Annotated in this window: 15 protein-coding genes; 5 read left to right on the top strand and 10 right to left on the bottom strand. The window is 33.0% G+C overall.

Annotated elements, in window-relative coordinates; all coding sequences use genetic code 11:
- Positions 1–659 precede the first annotated feature (659 nt).
- Positions 660–803 (bottom strand): hypothetical protein, encoded by a 144-nt coding sequence (locus tag HKP48_RS04650; RefSeq protein ID WP_296343321.1) that lies wholly within the window; start codon positions 801–803, stop codon positions 660–662.
- 57 nt (positions 804–860) lie between these two features.
- Positions 861–1,445, bottom strand: coding sequence for a sigma-70 family RNA polymerase sigma factor (locus HKP48_RS04645; RefSeq protein WP_296343319.1), 585 nt, complete (start codon positions 1,443–1,445; stop codon positions 861–863).
- A 234-nt stretch (positions 1,446–1,679) separates the two neighbouring features.
- On the opposite strand from HKP48_RS04645, the gene uvrA reads away from it, so the two are divergent.
- Positions 1,680–4,469, top strand: a complete 2,790-nt coding sequence (gene uvrA, locus HKP48_RS04640; RefSeq protein WP_296343317.1) for an excinuclease ABC subunit UvrA — start codon at positions 1,680–1,682, stop codon at positions 4,467–4,469.
- Here uvrA and HKP48_RS04635 read toward each other — a convergent pair.
- The 3 genes from HKP48_RS04635 to HKP48_RS04625 all read right to left on the bottom strand — a co-directional run bounded on the left by HKP48_RS04635 (position 4,466) and on the right by HKP48_RS04625 (position 6,748).
- Positions 4,466–4,975, bottom strand: coding sequence for a DinB family protein (locus HKP48_RS04635; protein ID WP_296343314.1), 510 nt, complete (start codon positions 4,973–4,975; stop codon positions 4,466–4,468). The genes uvrA and HKP48_RS04635 overlap by 4 nt on opposite strands.
- 80 nt (positions 4,976–5,055) lie before the next feature.
- Positions 5,056–5,535, bottom strand: a complete 480-nt coding sequence (locus tag HKP48_RS04630) for a winged helix-turn-helix transcriptional regulator (protein WP_296343312.1) — start codon at positions 5,533–5,535, stop codon at positions 5,056–5,058.
- Between the two features lie 73 nt (positions 5,536–5,608).
- Positions 5,609–6,748 (bottom strand): M14 family zinc carboxypeptidase, encoded by a 1,140-nt coding sequence (locus HKP48_RS04625; RefSeq protein WP_296343310.1) that lies wholly within the window; start codon positions 6,746–6,748, stop codon positions 5,609–5,611.
- Between the two features lie 300 nt (positions 6,749–7,048).
- Here HKP48_RS04625 and HKP48_RS04620 point away from each other — a divergent pair, with 300 nt between their 5' ends.
- Genes HKP48_RS04620 through HKP48_RS04610 form a run of 3 tightly spaced genes read left to right on the top strand, consistent with a single transcriptional unit; the run spans position 7,049 to position 8,632 of the window.
- Positions 7,049–7,414, top strand: coding sequence for a helix-turn-helix transcriptional regulator (locus tag HKP48_RS04620; protein WP_296343308.1), 366 nt, complete (start codon positions 7,049–7,051; stop codon positions 7,412–7,414).
- 43 nt (positions 7,415–7,457) lie between these two features.
- Complete coding sequence (locus HKP48_RS04615; RefSeq protein WP_296343306.1) at positions 7,458–7,844, top strand: hypothetical protein; 387 nt, start codon at positions 7,458–7,460, stop codon at positions 7,842–7,844.
- Between the two features lie 2 nt (positions 7,845–7,846).
- Positions 7,847–8,632, top strand: coding sequence for a TerC family protein (locus HKP48_RS04610; RefSeq protein ID WP_296343304.1), 786 nt, complete (start codon positions 7,847–7,849; stop codon positions 8,630–8,632).
- Between the two features lie 10 nt (positions 8,633–8,642).
- On the opposite strand, the gene HKP48_RS04605 is transcribed toward HKP48_RS04610, so the two are convergent.
- The 5 genes from HKP48_RS04605 to ychF form a co-directional block, all read right to left on the bottom strand.
- Positions 8,643–11,351 carry a DNA gyrase/topoisomerase IV subunit A gene (locus tag HKP48_RS04605; RefSeq protein WP_296343302.1) on the bottom strand — a complete coding sequence of 903 codons (2,709 nt, stop codon included), beginning with the start codon at positions 11,349–11,351 and terminating at the stop codon, positions 8,643–8,645.
- Between the two features lie 42 nt (positions 11,352–11,393).
- The gene (locus HKP48_RS04600; protein WP_296343300.1) at positions 11,394–11,804 is read right to left on the bottom strand and encodes a four helix bundle protein; all 411 of its coding nucleotides are present in this window, start codon (positions 11,802–11,804) and stop codon (positions 11,394–11,396) included.
- Positions 11,805–11,816: 12 nt separating this feature from the next.
- The gene (locus tag HKP48_RS04595; protein ID WP_296343298.1) at positions 11,817–13,667 is read right to left on the bottom strand and encodes a DNA topoisomerase IV subunit B; all 1,851 of its coding nucleotides are present in this window, start codon (positions 13,665–13,667) and stop codon (positions 11,817–11,819) included.
- 213 nt (positions 13,668–13,880) lie between these two features.
- Positions 13,881–14,639, bottom strand: coding sequence for a DUF481 domain-containing protein (locus HKP48_RS04590; RefSeq protein WP_296343296.1), 759 nt, complete (start codon positions 14,637–14,639; stop codon positions 13,881–13,883).
- Between the two features lie 41 nt (positions 14,640–14,680).
- Positions 14,681–15,775, bottom strand: coding sequence for a redox-regulated ATPase YchF (ychF, locus tag HKP48_RS04585; protein WP_296343293.1), 1,095 nt, complete (start codon positions 15,773–15,775; stop codon positions 14,681–14,683).
- A gap of 391 nt (positions 15,776–16,166) precedes the next feature.
- Between ychF and HKP48_RS04580 the strand changes: the two genes are divergently transcribed.
- On the top strand, positions 16,167–18,983 hold the full coding sequence (locus HKP48_RS04580; protein ID WP_296343291.1) for a TonB-dependent receptor: 2,817 nt from the start codon (positions 16,167–16,169) through the stop codon (positions 18,981–18,983).
- The last annotated feature ends 525 nt before the right edge of the window (positions 18,984–19,508 follow it).

The following is a 19,508-nucleotide window of genomic DNA, read 5'->3' as shown; positions in this document are numbered from 1 at the left end:
TGGTTTATGATACTTGAGCGGATTAAGAATAATAATCAACGCCTAAAGGAGTTTGCATTATATGCCATTACAGGGCAATCCGCTTGGGAATTATGGAGAACAAGTACTAATTCAGTCATATATTAGAATATAGCTATAATTAATAACTTAAACAACTAAAAATCATGTAGATAGCTCACTATTTTTTGTCTAAAAAAGTATGATTTTGCCCTGCGTAAACTACCAAGAGAGACATCTTTCATTTTTAAAGACCCCAAAAATGACGGTGAATTTCATAATTATATAAAAACAAAGTTCAGAAATGAAAAGAAATTAACTTGGTCTAGTTATGAGGTTACAATTAATAACGATATATATTTATTTGATTATTTAGAGACAGACAAAGACGACAAAACGCTTAATATTATACCAGTTGTAATAGATGAAGCATTAGATACAGATATATTATCGAATGCTTATACAAGCAGAAAAGGACATTGGTATTTAATCTTAACCATATACGATAAAGAATTAAAAAACTGCTTATTAAAAACTCATCCTAAACAACAGTTTATAATTCATTACCTAAAAAATCTTAAATCAGAGTATCTAAACACTACTAACTATGAAGAAATTCACTTCAACAAAAAAACCTGATTAAAAAATCAGGTTTTTATAAACTAATTCAGAAGTGCTTCAAACTTTATTTTTTTATAACAATTAACACGTAAAGCCTTAGAATAGTTAAGTAGAAAATCTACTGTCTCTTGTTTTGGGTTAAGCTGAATTTGTTTTGAGGTGTTCTGAGAGTAAATTTTAGCCATTTGCGTAATTTTATGTTCATATAACACTTAAAACGCAAAAAAATATAATTTATTATATCAATTTGTTAAAACGATATTATGTTGCTCAATAACTTTTCTTAAATTAATTAGTGCATAGCGCATTCTACCCAAAGCAGTATTAATACTAACGCCTGTACGTTCTGAGATTTCTTTAAAACTCATATCTTGATACATACGCATTACTAGCACTTGTTTTTGGTCTTCGGGAAGTTCTTCGATAATACGTCTGACGTCAGACTCTACTTGGTCTTTAATGAGACTTTTTTCAGCATTTAAAGATGAATCACTCAGTACTGAAAAAATACTAAATTCTCCAGAGTTATCGAATTTAGGCATACGTTTATTCTTTCTAAAATGGTCAATGACCAGATTATGGGCAATACGCATTACCCAAGGTAAAAATTTACCTTCTTCGTTGTATTTACCTCGTTTCAAGGTTCTTATAACTTTTATAAATGTATCCTGGAAAACATCTTCGGTAATATCTCTATCATAAACTTTAGAATAGATAAAACTGTAAATTTTCTGTTTGTGCCTGTTTATCAGCTTTGATAATGCACTTTCGTCTCCATTAATATAGTTTTTGACTAAAACTGCGTCTTCGATAAGTTTTCGTTTCATAATAAGTACTTTAAGCAACAAAGTCCTGCCTTGTCTGGTGTTTCTAGCTTTTTCTTAGAGTAATATTATGTATATGCAGTTCTTTTTTATAAATTGTATGTCTCAAATAAACAAGAATCATTCCGAAAAAACAAAATTTCAACCCAAATTTTAACATTTAATCTAACATATCATCACTTTTAGCTGTAAAATAGTTGTGGTATCTTTGAAAAAACTTTTTAGCAAATAATCTATATGAGCACAACGGTTTTAGACGTCAACCCAAAGAAAAACATCATTATAAAAGGAGCAAAACTCCATAATCTTAAAAATATTGACGTTGTAATTCCTAGAAATAAACTCGTGGTTATTACAGGTTTATCTGGTTCAGGTAAGTCAAGTTTAGCTTTTGATACGCTTTATGCAGAAGGACAACGCCGTTATGTAGAAAGCCTAAGTAGTTATGCCCGACAATTTTTAGGTAGACTGAACAAACCTAAAGTCGATTACATTAAAGGTATTGCTCCTGCTATTGCCATTGAGCAAAAAGTAAACTCTACAAACCCACGCTCAACGGTTGGTACTACGACCGAAATTTATGATTATCTAAAGTTACTATTTGCTAGAATTGGAAAGACCTACTCTCCTATTTCGGGAGAATTGGTAAAAAAGCACCGAACTGGCGATGTGGTAGATTACATCAAAACGTTTGAAGAACGTAGTAAACTCTTACTTCTTTCTCCAATTATTCTTGAAGAAGGTCGCACAACAGAGAACAAATTGCAAACACTTCAACAGCAAGGTTATGCAAGGGTAAAGATTAATGGTGACGTTTTGAGAATTGACGAAGCTCTAGATATAACTATCAAGTCTACTGACGACTTATTTCTAGTCGTAGATCGAATTGTCTACCAAGATGATGAAGACTTTTTAAATCGCTTGGCAGATGCTATTGAGACTGCCTTTTTTGAAGGCTTAGGCACATGCATCATAGAGTCACTTTCAAATAAAAAACAAAAAATATTTAATAATAAATTTGAATTGGATGGCATGGTTTTCTTAGAACCAAACGCACATCTATTCAGCTTTAATAATCCGTATGGTGCTTGCCCAAAATGTGAAGGGTACGGCGAGGTCATTGGTATTGATGAAGATTTAGTTATACCCAACACCGCACTTTCAATATACGAAAATGCTATTTTTCCTTGGCGTGGCGAAAGTATGAGTTGGTATAGAGACCAACTGGTTAACAATTCTCATAAATTCGATTTCCCTATTCATAAACCTTTCTTTGAGCTTACTGAAAAACAAAAAGCACTTGTTTGGACAGGAAACAAACATTTTGAAGGTTTAGACAGCTTTTTCTCGGAATTAGAATCCAAAGCCTATAAAATCCAGAATCGTGTAATGCTATCACGTTACCGTGGAAAAACCAAATGCAACGTCTGCAAAGGAAAACGCTTACGAGAAGAAGCTAGTTATGTTAAAATTGATAGCAAGACCATAATGGACTTAGTAGACTTACCTCTAGATGAGCTCACTAATTTCTTTAAGACACTGCGGTTAGATGAGCATGATGTAAAAATAGCTAAACGGTTATTAAAAGAAATTAATACAAGACTAGAGTTTTTGTCAAACGTGGGACTAAACTACCTTACTCTAAACCGAAAATCAAACACACTTTCAGGCGGGGAAAGTCAGCGAATAAACTTGGCGACATCGCTAGGAAGTAGTCTTGTTGGCTCCTTGTATATTTTAGATGAACCTAGTATTGGCTTACATCCAAAAGATACAGAGCGATTGATTGATGTTCTTAAATCACTTAGAGATTTAGGAAACACTGTAATCGTTGTAGAACACGACGAAGACATTATGAAAGCTGCTGATGAAGTTATAGATATTGGGCCTGAAGCTGGCACCTTCGGTGGTGAAGTTGTCGCTACAGGAACATTTAAAGATATTTTGGTTTCAGATACGCTTACTGCTAATTATTTAAATGGTAAGCTAGAAATTGAGGTACCTAAAAAACGAAGAGCTTCAAAATATAATATTGAAGTTGTAGGCGCAAGAGAGAATAACCTCAGTAATATTGATGTCAACTTCCCATTAAATATGCTTACTGTCATTACCGGTGTTTCAGGTAGTGGAAAAAGTACATTAGTAAAGAAACTACTATATCCTGCATTACAGAAAAAGCTAACTGGTTTTGGAGACAAGCCAGGTCAATTTACAGAACTTAAAGGTAATTTTTCAAATATTGAAAATGTAGAGTTTGTGGACCAAAATCCCATTGGGCGCTCGTCTCGTTCTAATCCTGTGACCTATGTAAAAGCCTATGATGATATAAGGGCATTATTTGCTTCTCAAAAATTGAGTAAAATCAGGAACTACCAAGCCAAACACTTTAGTTTTAATGTTGACGGTGGTCGCTGTGAAACCTGTAAAGGTGAAGGCGAAGTTACCATAGAAATGCAGTTTATGGCAGATGTACACCTTACCTGTGATACCTGTAATGGGAAACGTTTTAAAAAGGAAGTTTTAGAAGTTAATTTTGAAGGAAAATCTATTGATGATATTCTGAATATGACTATTGATAACGCCGTAGCATTTTTCTCAGAACACAAACAGTCTAAAATAGAAAGAAAACTACAACCGCTAAAAGACGTTGGCTTAGGCTATGTAAGGCTTGGTCAATCTTCTTCTACACTATCTGGCGGTGAAGCACAACGTATTAAATTGGCTTCATTTTTAGGAAAAGGTTCTCGAGGAGATACAACCCTATTTATTTTTGATGAACCTACGACAGGTCTTCATTTTCATGATATTAAAAAATTACTCAAGTCCTTTCAGGCTTTAATTAACATTGGCCATTCTATTATTGTCATTGAGCACAATATTGACTTGATAAAATGTGCTGATTACATCATTGATTTAGGCCCTGAAGGTGGAAAAAATGGCGGACAATTAGTGTCTTCGGGGACACCAGAAGAAATTGCTAAAGATAAAGACTCAATTACTGGTAAGTATTTAGCCGAAAAGATTTAATTAAGATAACGCTCTTCAATTATCCGATTATGGTGATTTTCGTGACCGCTTATAATATAACCAATAGCTCTAACTGACACTGGTGAGTTACTTGCAGTGCCCATACATTTTAAGTCATTTTGACTAAAAGATTTATAAAGAGAAATAGTTGAATGGCGTACAGACATATATTCATTTATTAAACTCTCCATTGTTCTGGCAGAAGCATTACCAGAAATTACATAATCATCTTGTTCAAAACCTCTCATAAGCGTTTTGTCATTGCGTCCTATCCGTAAAGCTCGGTAAGCAAAAATACGCTCTGTATCTATAATGTGAAGAAGAATATCTTTTACTGTCCATTTTCCTTCAGCGTATGCGTAATTATGTTTTTCTTCAGGAATATTTTTGTAAAAAGCAGTAACAGATTTTAAATTTCGTTGTAATCCTTCAATAATATTTTCACTTGTAGCCAAAATAATATAAGGCAAATAGTAAGGATTAAATTCATTTTGAGGTAAATTCATAGTGATTTGATTTTCTGCTCGAAGATAAAAAAAGCCCTAACAAATTGTTAGAGCTTTGTAATTTTTATAACTAATATGTGTTATAATTCATTAAAAATTGTATGCATTAGACGTTTCTTATCATTAATGCTTTCCTCAAGGGAAATCATGGTCTCGGTACGATAAACACCATCAATATCGTCTAACATAAAGATAATTTCTTTAGCATGCATAGTATCCTTGGCTCTAATTTTACAAAAAATATTAAATTTCCCTGTTGTAATGTGAGCTACTGTAACATAAGGAATTTCAGAAATACGTTCTAAAACAAATTTTGTTTGCGATGTATTCTGAAGAAAAACACCAACGTAAGCAATAAAAGAATATCCTAATTTCTTGTAGTCTAATGTCAATGAAGAACCCTTGATAATTCCGGCCTCTTCCATTTTCTTTACTCTTACATGAACGGTACCAGCAGAAATCAATAATTTCTTTGCAATATCTGTAAATGGAATACGCGTGTTGTCGATAAGCATATCCAATATTTGGTGGTCAATTTCGTCTAATTTGAACTTTGCCATATTATTTATTTGTTGAATTATATGCAAAATTAAGACATTTTCATTAAAAAAAAGAAGCTAAATCTGTGAATTATTAAGATTTTATCAAGTATTTACGATTATTTAACATTGCGAAAACGATTTCGTAGCCGACTTTTAAGATCTTATTTTCATGATTAAGAATCATAGCATTTTTTGCATCAATTTCATCATGACCGAAATAAGAATCAAGTTGCTCTAATTTTTCTACATAAGGCACAAAACTTATGCCTCCATCTTTTAGAACTTCTTTAAACTGGATAGCTACATCAAAAGATGTTTCTGAATCTTTACTTCTACAATTTCTGATAATTACATCGTAAAAATTCTTTTTGTTTTCTGGGATATCATAATAACCGTTAAAATCTTTATAGTTAGAGGAATTTGATATCGCTTGTAAACCGTAAAACAAAGCCTTAAAAAGATAGACTCTGGTTATCTCACGCTCATAATCATTAGGATAGTGTCCTGCTTCATATAAAATAGTTGGCACACCCATGGACTGAAACGTATCACCAACACAGTTGAGATTAAAACCATCGTCATATCTCCCTATTGCGTCTGCTAAGTCAGGCTGAAGATTCTTGTTTATACTAGAAATAACTGCCATAGCCTTTTTTCGGGTTATGGTAATAGAACGTTTATCATCTTCTGATGGTGATAAAAAAGATAAAATAGCCGAATTGCCAGCATCACCCGCACCAAAAATTGTGCGTTGCCCATGAAGATTAAAACAATAATCAGGTTCAAAATCATCAAAACAGACTCTTAGCACCTTACTCTCTGGCTGAGATAAATCCTGTGCATCTCTGTTTAAATCCACATCATTTGCATTAATACGTGTATAACGTTCAGCGCCATCAGGATTCAAAATTGGGATGATTTGAAGCGTACAACTTTCAATAATATCAGAAAATTCTCCTTTCATAAATGCATTACATAAATCAAAAATTGCTTTTGTTGTCGTTGATTCGTTTCCATGCATTTGTGACCAAAGTAATACCTTAGTCGTACCGCGTCCAATTTTAATACTGTAGATTGGCCTATTCTCAACAGAATATCCAAGTGTAGAAACTTCAAATTTAGTACTCAATTTTTTTAAAACATCAGCAATTTTTGAATTGGTGATATAACGTCCAAAAAGCGATTTTTCTTTAAAAGATTTCTGCAATTCCGATAAGTATTTTGAAGTCATTTAAAACATTTATAACACAAAGGTATACAATTGTAAATTTACATTTGTAAACAATAATTGCATTAAATATGTTACAATTGTATACGCTAGTTGCAACTATGAAAATCCTTATTAAATCATATAATGAAAATATTCAATGAAATGATAATTTTATTATTAAAATGCTTTATATCAGTACTTTGCTGCAACATATATAAACTTTTGGTTTAACTTAAATTAGTTAATATTTATATTTAATATAAAAGTTATCACATCTATTGTTACATTTGTAACGTATATTTAAAAAGAATACGGTTTACAATGACAAATACCTCAGATTTTACAGAACGTCTTCAAAAAGTCATTAAATATTATGACGAAACCGCATCTAGTTTTGCCGAAAAAATTGGTGTACAACGCTCTAGTATTTCACATATTCTTTCTGGAAGAAATAAGCCTAGTTTAGATTTTGTTATGAAGGTTCTCCATACCTATACTGAAGTAGATTTATATTGGTTGATGAATGGCAAGGGTCAATTCCCTTCTACTCCAAAAAAAGAACAATTAAAATTTTCAGATTCTAATCCTGAAGAATCAACAGAATTTGTAAATTCAAATAATTCTTCCGAAATAGAAAAAATAATAATCCTCTATAAAGATGGAAGTTTTAAAAGCTATCAGAATTAAGCGCAACTAAATTCTTACTTTTGTAAAAATATTTGCATTACACATGAAGCGCAGCCTATTCATTCTTTTTTTTATCGCACTTACGAGTTGTTATAATGTAGAACGTAATTGTCAAGATTATAAAACTGGTGAGTTTAAATTTTCTTTTATTGTTGATGGCGTAGAAAAAACAGGAACTTTTAAAAGAACGAAAGCTTACAGTATCGATTATTTCGAAGGTAAAGTTGATTCCTCTTCTATTCGTTGGATAAATGATTGTGAGTTTATTTTAAAGAAGCTAAATCCTAAAAATAGTTCAGAAGATGATGCTATACATATGAAAATTTTAACAACTACTGATTCTTCATACACTTTTGAATACAAATTAGCTATTAAAAAACAGAATAAATCCATTCGTGTAGAAAAAGGTACAGCCTACAGAATTAAATAAATATGCTAGAATTTTTGCTTTCTGGTGATGCCATTATCGCATTACTAACACTCACTTTTTTAGAAATCATTTTAGGGATAGATAATATCGTATTTATTTCTATAGCAGCTAATAAACTACCGGAGCATCAGCGTGGTAAAGCCACTAATATTGGATTAGTTTTAGCCATGGCACAACGAATTATACTTCTATTTTTTGTATCGTTTTTGGTAGGCTTAAAAGAACCTTTTTACGAAATTGAAAATTCATGGTTAGAATTACATCTTAGTTGGCAAGCCATTATATTGTTTGCTGGCGGTTTATTTCTCATATATAAAAGCACTTCTGAGATTAGAGAAAAGGTAGAAACTCCATCTTATGATGAAGATAGTATAAAAGGAAAAGTGATTAGTTCACTTCAACAAGCCATTGTACAAATATTAATTATAGACTTTATATTTTCCATAGATTCTATATTAACAGCAATTGGTATGACTAATGGCTTGCATCCAAACCCAAACTATAGCTTGGTTTTAATGATAATTGCCGTAGTTATATCTATAGTTGTAATGATAGGCTTTGCTAACCCAATACGACGTTTTATTGATAACCATCCAAGTATTCAGATACTAGGTTTGGCGTTTTTAATTTTAATAGGATTTATGCTAATTACGGAGGCTGCGCATTTATCGCATACCCAATTTTTCGGTAATGAAGTTGGTGCAATACCTAAAGGCTATCTTTATTTTGCAATTGCATTTTCGTTGTTTGTAGAGTTTTTAAATCAGAAAACTTCAAAAAAGAAATAATAATATCAAATTAAAACAAAGATGCTTGTCCTGAATCATCTACATCAGGATTAGATTCAGTATCGTCTTTAGATGTTGATGTATCTGTTTTAGGTTTTGGGTCTAATTCTACTTTTACTTTCCCTTCAGAAGTATCTGATGTTTCAGCAGTTACCTGCTCCTCATCTACAACTTCTAACTCGTCGGCGTGCACTTCTTCTGGTGCGTCATAAGGTAATGATTCTATCAAATCAATTTGCTTGACTTTATCTTTGGTTAGTTGATTTCCCATAGCGGAAATACCTTTTATATCTATAAATTCCTCAAAATTGACTTTAAGGTTTGGTTTGCGATCTTTACCTCGCTCTTTAGTAAATTCTACCTCAGCAACTGGTCGCCAATCGGTGGAAACAACTTCTAGCTGTGATTTTGGATGCTCAGTGATGAATGACTCTTCTCGACCTTCTTGTTCAATTAAAAAACGCTTAACGTAGCATAATTCTTTTTCACCATTGTAATAAATTGCTGAAATTGGTTTTTTGGGAATCCATTTTTCAAGAACAATCATATCACTATCGAAATGAGCTGTGATTTCTGGGATTATTGTTTTAGCAACACCAGATTGATTAATAATTAGCAAACGGTCTTCACCTCTAAACTCCCCAATTAGTTCGCCACGACCATCAACATTTAACCTTTGAACAGTATCATCAAACCATATCTTTCGTGGTTTTAATGTAGAAACACCTTTTTCCTTAAGCTCAATACGCTTGATGGAATATTTAGTGACCAAATTTCCTTTAGAAGTTCTGGCTTTTATGAGAATATCAGCAAAATCTAAATCCCATTTTAGTTTTTTTATACTTCCTACTTGACGCAGTGAAATGGAAACGACTTCGGCCTCGCCATTAGGGTTTGCAGAAAAATACCAAACCACTGAAGCTTTGTTTCCATTAGTTAAATCGTATTTACGATCTCGTGTCATAGAGGTTACGGCAAAACGCTTTACGTAAGACGATCCACTTTTTCCATCTCTATAAATTAAATTATAAATGGTCCGTTTATCTTTCTTTTTAAAAACCGCTACATGAATAATATCTTTACCAATAAAGGTTTTAGAGTCTACTTTGGTTACCATCATTTTACCATCTTTGGTAAAAGCGATAATATCATCAATATCACTACAGTCACAGACATATTCGTCTCTTCGAAGTGATGTTCCGATAAAACCTTCTTCGCGATTGACATAAAGCTTTGTATTTCTAATAACTACTTTGGTAGCATCTACATCATCAAAAATTCGAATTTCGGTTTTACGTTCTTTACCTTCTCCGTAATCTTTCTTTAAACGCTCAAAATAAGCAATCGCATAAACAATAAGATTGGCTAAGTGATGCTTAACTTCGGCAATTTGCGCTTCTAAAGCATCAATCTTTTGTTGTGCTTTGTCAATATCAAATTTTGAAATACGTTTGATTCGGATTTCTGTTAAACGCGTGATATCATCAACAGTAATTTTTCGTTTAAGATGTTTGATATGAGGTTGTAAACCTTTATCAATCGCATTGATAACACCATCCCAAGTTTCTTCTTCTTCGATATCGCGATAGATTCTATTTTCAATGAAAATACGTTCTAAGGAGGCAAAATGCCATTGTTCTTCTAGCTCGCCTAATTTTATTTCTAGTTCAGATTTTAAAAGCTGAACTGTATTATCAGTAGAACGACGTAACATTTCTGTTACACCAACAAATAATGGTTTGCTGTCCTCAATTACACAACCTAATGGAGAAATCGATGTTTCACAATTAGTAAACGCATATAAGGCATCAATGGTCTTGTCTGGTGAAATACCTGAAGGTAAATGCACTAAAATCTCAACCTCAGCTGCAGTATTATCTTCAATTTTTTTGATCTTGATTTTCCCCTTATCATTGGCTTTTAAGATAGAGTCAATAAGCGATTGTGTTGTGGTACTAAAAGGAATCTCTGTAATTGCTAATGTGTTTTTACTATGATGCGAAATTTTTGCACGTACACGTACTTTCCCGCCACGATTACCGTCATTATAATTAGTAAAATCTGCAATACCTGCTGTTGGGAAATCAGGAACAATCGTAAAGCGTTTTCCTTTTAAATGTTTTATAGATGCATCAATTAATTCTATAAAATTATGAGGCAATATTTTTGTCGATAAACCTACGGCAATACCTTCACCTCCTTGCGCTAATAAGAGCGGAAACATTACTGGTAAGTTTACAGGTTCTTTTCGACGACCATCATAAGATTGTTGCCATTGTGTGATTTTTGGATTATAGACGACGTCCAAACCAAATTTTGAGATACGAGCTTCAATATAACGCGATGCAGCTGCTCTATCACCAGTTAATATATTCCCCCAGTTTCCTTGGGTGTCAATCAATAAATCTTTCTGACCGATTTGCACCATGGCATCAGCAATACTAGCATCTCCATGCGGATGGTACTGCATCGTATGACCAACAATGTTTGCGACTTTGTTATAACGACCATCATCCAAATCTTTCATAGAATGCATGATACGTCGTTGTACAGGTTTAAAACCATCCTCAATTGCTGGTACAGCACGCTCAAGGATTACGTATGATGCATAATCCAAAAACCAATCCTTGTACATACCTGTGACTTTGGTTATCGTCTCTTGTGGCTCTTGATGGTCTTCGTTATTTATGTTTTCTAATTCTTCGTGTTCTTCGCTCATATTAATTAAAAGAAAATGGAATATGGAAGTATTGAATATGGGCTACGATAGCCTATCAATAAATTTTCCTATTCTTTTTTGCAATGATTGTATTTTACTTATTAATTCTGAATATTTTTCTTGACTGATGTAATTTTCATTGTTTGCAATTTCGAGTTGAGTTTCCCATTCATAGGCTGAACCTAGACTCGTTTCAAGATAAATTTTAAAATGTTTATCAGACGATTTTGCTGAGCCCTCTGAAATATTTGAAGGAATGGAAACAGCGCACCTATTCATTTGACTCATTAAATTGAAACGTTCGTCTGCAGGAAAGGTTTTAGTCAATTTGTAATTATCTGATACAAAAGAGATGCCGTCTTTCCATATTTCTAATTTTCTAAAATTATGTCTCGCCATTAAATATAAATTTCTATAATCCTTTTGTCTATAATCCAACAGTCCATTTTCCATATTCTAAATATTCTATTCAACAACATCTAACTCTACCTTCAAATTATTAATAATAAACTCTTGGCGTGTTGGTGTGTTTTTCCCCATGTAAAAAGATAACATCTCTTCAATAGACATGTCTTTATCTAACATCACTGGGTCTAAACGGATGTCATCCCCTATAAAATGCTTAAACTCATCTGGTGAAATTTCACCTAAACCTTTAAATCGAGTAATCTCTGGTTTTGGTTTTAGTTTTTCGATAGCTATTCTTCGCTCCTCTTCAGAATAACAATAAATCGTTTCTTTCTTATTACGAACCCTAAATAATGGTGTTTGTAATATATACAAGTGTCCTTCTTTGATCACTTCAGGAAAGAATTGCAAAAAGAACGTTATCAATAACAATCGAATGTGCATACCATCAACATCGGCATCTGTAGCGATGACTATATTGTTGTATCGTAAATCTTCAAGCGTTTCTTCAATATTTAAAGCCGCTTGAAGTAGATTAAATTCTTCATTCTCATATACTATCTTTTTGCTTAAGCCATAAGAGTTTAAAGGTTTTCCTTTTAAACTAAAAACTGCTTGTGTATTAACATCGCGAGATTTTGTAATACTACCAGATGCAGAATCTCCCTCAGTAATAAATAAAGTTGACTCTAAGCTTCTTTCATTTTTAGTATCTCCAAAATGCACGCGGCAGTCTCTAAGCTTCTTATTATGTAAGCTTGCTTTTTTAGCACGGTCTTTAGCTAGCTTTCGGATACCAGATAATTCCTTTCGCTCACGTTCGGCTTGAAGAATTTTACGTTGAATCTTCTCTGCAGAATCTGGGTTTTTATGTAAATAGTTGTCAAAGTATTTCTTAACAAAATCATTGATATACGTTCGTACGGTTGGCAAATCGCCACCCATATCTGTAGAACCGAGTTTTGTTTTGGTCTGACTCTCAAAAACAGGCTCCATAACTTTTATAGCTATGGCTGCAATGATAGATTTACGAATGTCTGAAGTATCATAATTTTTACCATAAAACTCACGGATAGTTTTTACAATTGCTTCTCTAAAAGCAGTTAAATGTGTACCGCCTTGTGTGGTATTTTGACCATTTACAAAAGAGTGATATTCTTCACTATACTGAGTTTTACTGTGTGTCACGGCGATTTCAATATCATCGCCTCTTAAATGAATTATAGGGTATAAAAAATCGGATTTATTGTTGTTGTCTTCTAATAAATCTTTTAGTCCGTTTTCACTGTAATACTTTTCGCTATTAAAAACTATAGTTAATCCAGGATTGAGATACACATAGTTTTTTAGCATCTTAACTACATATTCACTGCGGTATTTGTAATTTTTAAAAATGGAATCATCAGGAGTAAAAGTCACTTTCGTCCCTTTACGTCGTGATGTGTTATCTAACATCTCCTGATTGGTCAAATTTCCTTGCTCAAATTCCGCTGAAGCAGATTTTCCATCTCTAGTCGATTCTACTCTAAAATAGTTAGATAATGCATTAACCGCTTTAGTACCAACACCATTTAGTCCAACAGATTTTTTAAAGGCTTTAGAATCGTACTTACCACCAGTATTCATTTTAGAAACTACATCGACAACCTTTCCTAATGGTATTCCACGACCATAATCTCGAACGATGACCTTTTCGCCTTGAATAGAAATCTCAATAGTCTTACCTGCACCCATCACAAACTCGTCAATAGAGTTATCTAGGACTTCTTTAAGCAAAATGTAAATACCATCGTCTGGTGACGAACCATCACCGAGCTTACCGATATACATACCAGGTCGCATACGGATGTGTTCTTTCCAATCGAGCGAGCGTATATTATCTTCGGTATATTTAGTCTGTTCGGCCATAAAATCAGTAAACTTAGATGAGTTGTTAAATATAGCATTATGACTTAGAAAATAAAATACGATTTAGGGAAAGTAATTAACAATAAAAAGCCAATGTTGTTGAGAACATTGGCTTTTATAAATTGGTTAAATAATTGATTGATGATAGTTCAAATATAGGACCTAATTTGTAGCATTTAGGTTAACGACCGTTAACTTGTGTTAAAAGGAATTTTAAAAACTTTTAAGCGTAAATCCAAAGGTTAAAAACTCATCTTCTTCCTCTTGACCTTGTATAACGACACTCTCAAAAGTTCTTAAATAGTTTATTTTAAAACTCAGGTGTTTCCATACAGGGAACTCTGCAGAAAGGTCTGCTTGCCATCGATAGTTATCACTATCTTCTAAAGATGGCTGATAGAAACTTTGATGTTTGAGAATCACTTTTTTCTTAAACAGCTCATATTTACCACTAATCCAGATGGTACTTCTAAAAGTATCTATAATATTATTACCATTAAATTGCGGTCTGTTGAATACATCTCGTCTAAAATCGGTCTCTTCAAACTCAAAAGTCAATGAAGCTTTAAGCCAACTTTTTTCGCCTTGAATTATTTGGTATGTTCCGCCTGCCCCAACCAAGTAGCGTTGTACTATTTCTCTTCTAAAATTTGTACTTATAAATCCTAATACTTGTGGATAAAAGCGTTTTTCTGGATTGAAATACAAAAAATTAAGACTTAAAAAATCAGAATCTGCCTTATTCTTATCAAAAGCTTGATAGACATAAGAATTGGTGTTTTTAAATACCCACTTTTTCCACGGACGAACACTAAAGTCTGTACGACCTCTTAAAATTAGAGTTTCAACATTACCAGATTGCCATAAACCAGTAACCGATAAACTAGCTTTGACCTTAAGGGAATCACTCTCATTAATTTGAGCTGAAACAATAATAGGGAAAATTAAAAAATAGAAGATGTACTTTTTCATCTTAAATTCATTTAAATATGTAATGTGACTAAATCACAAATTTAAACATTGAATAAGAAATGCATCACATCGCCATCTTTAACAACATAATTCTTTCCCTCAACACGCATTTTACCAGCTTCTTTTACTTTGGACTCGCTTCCGTAAGACACATAGTCGTCATAAGCAATAACTTCTGCACGGATAAATCCTTTTTCAAAATCGGTATGGATAACTCCAGCAGCTTGTGGTCCTGTAGCACCAATATTCACGGTCCAAGCACGCACTTCTTTAACACCAGCTGTAAAATAGGTTTGCTGATTTAAAAGTTTATAGGCTGAACGAATCAACTTTGCAGAACCTGGCTCGTCTAAACCTATATCCGCTAAGAACATCTGACGCTCTTCATAATCATCTAACTCATTAATATCAGCTTCTGTACCAACAGCTAAAACTAAAACTTCAGCGTTTTCGTCTTTTACTGCGTCTCTTACCTTATCTACATAGGCGTTACCAGTCGTTGCTGCACCTTCATCTACGTTACAAATATACATGACTGGCTTATCGGTAATAAACTGTGATGGCTTTACGTAATCAATATAATCTTCATCAGAAAACTCTAACGCACGGACAGATATTCCGGCTTCTAAAGCGTCTTTTATTTTATTTAAAACAGTTTCTTCGGCTTGTGCTTCTTTATTACCTGTTTTTGCGGCACGCTTAACTTTATCTAATTTCTTTTCTACAGTTTCCAAATCTTTTAACTGTAATTCCATATCGATGGTTTCTTTATCTCTAATTGGGTCTACAGAACCATCAACGTGTACAATATTATCGTTATCAAAACATCGCAATACATGCAAAATAGCATCAGTTTCTCTAATATTTCCTAAAAACTGATTTCCTAAACCTTCGCCTTTACTGGCTCCTTTTACCAAACCTGCAATATCTACAATCTCTACAGTTGCAGGAACCACCTTTTCTGGGGTTACCAATTCTTCTAACTTAGATAGTCTGGGGTCAGGTACATTTACAACACCAATATTAGGTTCTATTGTACAAAACGGAAAGTTGGCACTCTGCGCTTTGGCATTAGATAAACAATTAAATAAGGTCGATTTTCCGACGTTTGGTAATCCTACTATTCCAGCTTTCATGTAATGATAATTTTGCGGTGCAAATGTATACTTTGTAAAAGTATTTTTCTATAATTTTAGAAAGTAAGTTAGTTTTATTCAATTCTGTATATCCTTAAAGTGTTATAATCAGAATGTATCTGTCATTTGAGCGTGGTCACAGAGCGTAGTCGAAGTGTAGTCGAGAAATCTAAGTTTTTGATTTGCTAGACATTTCGACTTTAGTTTATGCTGAGTACTTCGACTGTGCTCAGCATAAACTAAAATCGAAGTACTCAATGTGACAGAATGTGTTTGAAATCTAAATTATTACTGATTACTGACATACAATTATAAATAAATAGTTAAAAAATGTTAATTTATTGAAAAAAAAATAACATTTTTGTGAAATATTTAAACTAAAAAATTTTTTATGAGACAAATTACACTTATTATTTCAATGTTTTTTTGCTCTGCTTTCTTGTTCGCACAACAAGATGTTTCAGGCAAAGTAACTGATTCTGAAGGACTTCCTATTCTTGGCGTTAATGTTATAGAAAAAGGTACAACAAATGGTACAGCAACTGATTTTGATGGAAAATACTCTTTATCGGTTGAGGCTGGTGCGACATTAGTTTTTAGTTATCTTGGTTTTACAACAGTTGAAGAGGTTGTTAATGGACGATCCACAATTAACGTTAAACTTTCTGAAGGTGAAGAATTAGATCAAATTGTATTAGTAGGTAGCCGTACGGCACCTCGTAGTAATGCGGACACACCTTTACCAGTTGATGTTTTATCTTCTAAAGAACTTGTGTCTACAGGACAACCAACATTTGACAAGGCACTTCAATATAGAATACCTTCTTTTAACACCGTTCAAACTCCTGTAAATGATGCAACATCATTATTAGACCCGTATGAAATTAGAAACATGGGGCCAAGTAGAACATTAATACTTATTAATGGTAAGCGTAAAAACTTAAGTGCATTATTATACACACAAACATCACCAGGTCGTGGTGAAACAGGTGCTGATATTTCTGCCATACCTACAGATGCCATAGAACGTGTTGAGATTTTACGTGATGGTGCATCTGCACAATATGGTTCTGATGCTATTGCTGGTGTTATGAATATCATATTAAAAGATGATATAAATAAAGGTTCTGCAACACTAAGAACAGGAATGACTTCTGAAGGTGATGGCGAAATGATTGGTTTGGCTGTTAACAACGGTACTGCTATTGGAGAAGATAAAGGCTTTATTAATTATACCATAGATTTTTCAAAAGTAAATCTTGCTAACAGACCTGGTACTGTAAATGCCGAAGGAGAAATTGCTGATTTCACTGGAGGAACTGCTGCTGATGTAGCCGCTGTAAATGAATTTTTAGGACGTAATCCAGATGCTAATAATATTAATGGTTCTCCTGAAACTACATCGTCTAAATTCTTAATTAATGGAGAGTATGACTTAAGTAACAATACACAAATGTACTTTAACGCAGCATATGTTTATAAAAAAGTAAACAGCTTTGCAAACTACAGAACTCCATATTGGAGAACTGTTTCTGATTTTCCATATTTAGCTGATTTCTTCCCAGGAGAAAATCCTTTAAATGCTGGTGGTTATGACGGCTATGTTCCTACTTTCGAAGGTTTATTAAATGATTATAATGGTACTGTAGGTATTAAAACAGTAATAAATGACTGGAATGTTGATTTAAGTTATACTACTGGTGGAAACACACAAACGTATAGAGTAAACCAATCACACAATAGAAATGAAGTATTTTCACCATCAACTTGGGTAGATGCAAATAGTAATGGTATTGTTGATGCAGGAGAACTTACTGAAGGATCTCAATTGTATAGAGAAAATAGTCAGCAATCTTTTGATCCAGGAGGAACACGTTTTACGCACAATGTCGGTAACATTGATATTTCTAGAGTGTTATCCGATAAAGTGAGTATTGGTTTTGGAGCTGAGTTTAGAAACGAGACTTTTGAAGTTATTGAAGGTGAGTTAGCATCTTATGATGGTGGTGGTGCCGATTCTTTTGCAGGTAATGCTCCACAAAATTCAGGAAAATTTGACCGTTTTAATATCGGGGGTTACTTCTCTATTGACTACGACGTAAGTGATGCTTTCCTATTAAGCGGTACTGTTCGTACAGAAAATTATTCAGATTTTGGTAATACATTTGTATACAAAATAAGTTCTCGTTTAAAACTTAATGATAATCTTACGGCGAGAGCTTCTGTTTCTTCAGGCTTCAGAGCACCAACATTACACCAAATTTATACGCAAAAAGCACAATACAGTTTTATCCCTGGACAAGGTATACAAGTAGGTGGTTTAATTAATAATGTATCTACACAAGCTAAGCTTTTAGGTATTCCTGAATTAGATGCTGAAACTTCAAACAACTTTACTATAGGTATTGGTGGTAAATTTGATAACGGAATTGCATTTACTGTAGATTATTACAATATAGCAGTAAAGGATAGAATTGTTTTAGGTTCTGAAATTGGTGCAAGTGGCGACCCAACAAATCCCTTAGATATTCTTTTAGCACAAAATAATTTAAGTGATGTCAGTTTCTTTTCTAATGCCATAGATACAAGAACGTCTGGTATAGATGTGGTATTAAGTAAGAGAAATATAGCTCTTGGTAATGGCGATTTAGACCTTAACTTATCGGGTAACTACACAATACAAAACGAGAGAGATGGCGCTGTTAAAGATATTCCTTTAGTTGCTAACTCTGGTCAATCTGTTGTTAATGCAACTCAAGAAGCTTTATTCTTTACATCAAGACCACAAACAAAATGGATTTTAGGTGCTAATTATGATATAAACAAATGGGGTTTCTCTTTAAATAATACTTATTTCGGAAAAACAACATTTAAGCAACAAGGTATGAGTACAGACTTAAGAACTGAATTTACACCAAAGATTGTAACTGATTTAGCGATTAATTATAATGCAACTGAAAAGTTAACCATTTCGTTAAATATTAATAACTTATTAAATGTTTTACCAGAATGGGGTTTCAAAGCAGAGAACGCTGCAGGTCAGGCATTAATTGATGATACATCAATAACAGCTACAGGCTTAACACCAATTCAAAACCAGTCTAACTTAATTACGTTTAACCAACGTTATTCACAAATGACTTATGATGGTTACCACTTTAGTCAGTTAGGAACGATGTTAAATCTGTCTTTAAATTACAGATTTTAAGAACTAATAAAGTTTAATTTAGTTACAGAAAAGACTGCTTTTTCAAGCAGTCTTTTTTTTGCATAACACATAAGCATTACTCCTTTAATATTAATTTGATGTTTTTTGCTCGCATTGATAGCGATATACTGTCAAATATTATTCAGAGGTTTACACATTATTTTATTTAACAAATAACTAAACCTTTGTAATACTCATAATTAATAATCTTTTACTGTATGGAATTACATAGTTAAAAATATCATGTTCTTGGTATCTATTTTAATTATTACAAACTAAAGAGTGGCGTTAAAATTTAATCTCAATGACACTAGTGTTTAAATAAAAAACCCTAAGTTTTTTTGGCTTAGGGATAAATTAAACTTGAATTCAACCAATAAACGCAACTTTTAAGGAGTTTTTTTTTATAGCAATTTTTCAGAAAAAAGAAGGGAACAAATTCCCTTCTCCTTCTGATGGATATTTAGCTATATTGTTCTCCGTCAAAAAATTGCAATATGAGTCAAATAACCCTTGAGCAAAGAT

It is taken from the genome of Winogradskyella sp. (assembly GCF_013042245.1).
Lineage (GTDB): Bacteria > Bacteroidota > Bacteroidia > Flavobacteriales > Flavobacteriaceae > Winogradskyella.
This window is presented reverse-complemented; position numbering and strand designations above follow the sequence as displayed.

Bases quoted from the DNA above. Each gene is read 5' to 3' on its own strand.
- HKP48_RS04650 (WP_296343321.1), bottom strand. From the start codon at position 803: ATGGCTAAAATTTACTCTCAGAACACCTCAAAACAAATTCAGCTTAAC.
- HKP48_RS04645 (WP_296343319.1), bottom strand. From the start codon at position 1,445: ATGAAACGAAAACTTATCGAAGACGCAGTTTTAGTCAAAAACTATATT.
- uvrA (WP_296343317.1), top strand. From the start codon at position 1,680: ATGAGCACAACGGTTTTAGACGTCAACCCAAAGAAAAACATCATTATA.
- HKP48_RS04635 (WP_296343314.1), bottom strand. From the start codon at position 4,975: ATGAATTTACCTCAAAATGAATTTAATCCTTACTATTTGCCTTATATT.
- HKP48_RS04630 (WP_296343312.1), bottom strand. From the start codon at position 5,535: ATGGCAAAGTTCAAATTAGACGAAATTGACCACCAAATATTGGATATG.
- HKP48_RS04625 (WP_296343310.1), bottom strand. From the start codon at position 6,748: ATGACTTCAAAATACTTATCGGAATTGCAGAAATCTTTTAAAGAAAAA.
- HKP48_RS04620 (WP_296343308.1), top strand. From the start codon at position 7,049: ATGACAAATACCTCAGATTTTACAGAACGTCTTCAAAAAGTCATTAAA.
- HKP48_RS04615 (WP_296343306.1), top strand. From the start codon at position 7,458: ATGAAGCGCAGCCTATTCATTCTTTTTTTTATCGCACTTACGAGTTGT.
- HKP48_RS04610 (WP_296343304.1), top strand. From the start codon at position 7,847: ATGCTAGAATTTTTGCTTTCTGGTGATGCCATTATCGCATTACTAACA.
- HKP48_RS04605 (WP_296343302.1), bottom strand. From the start codon at position 11,351: ATGAGCGAAGAACACGAAGAATTAGAAAACATAAATAACGAAGACCAT.
- HKP48_RS04600 (WP_296343300.1), bottom strand. From the start codon at position 11,804: ATGGAAAATGGACTGTTGGATTATAGACAAAAGGATTATAGAAATTTA.
- HKP48_RS04595 (WP_296343298.1), bottom strand. From the start codon at position 13,667: ATGGCCGAACAGACTAAATATACCGAAGATAATATACGCTCGCTCGAT.
- HKP48_RS04590 (WP_296343296.1), bottom strand. From the start codon at position 14,639: ATGAAAAAGTACATCTTCTATTTTTTAATTTTCCCTATTATTGTTTCA.
- ychF (WP_296343293.1), bottom strand. From the start codon at position 15,775: ATGAAAGCTGGAATAGTAGGATTACCAAACGTCGGAAAATCGACCTTA.
- HKP48_RS04580 (WP_296343291.1), top strand. From the start codon at position 16,167: ATGAGACAAATTACACTTATTATTTCAATGTTTTTTTGCTCTGCTTTC.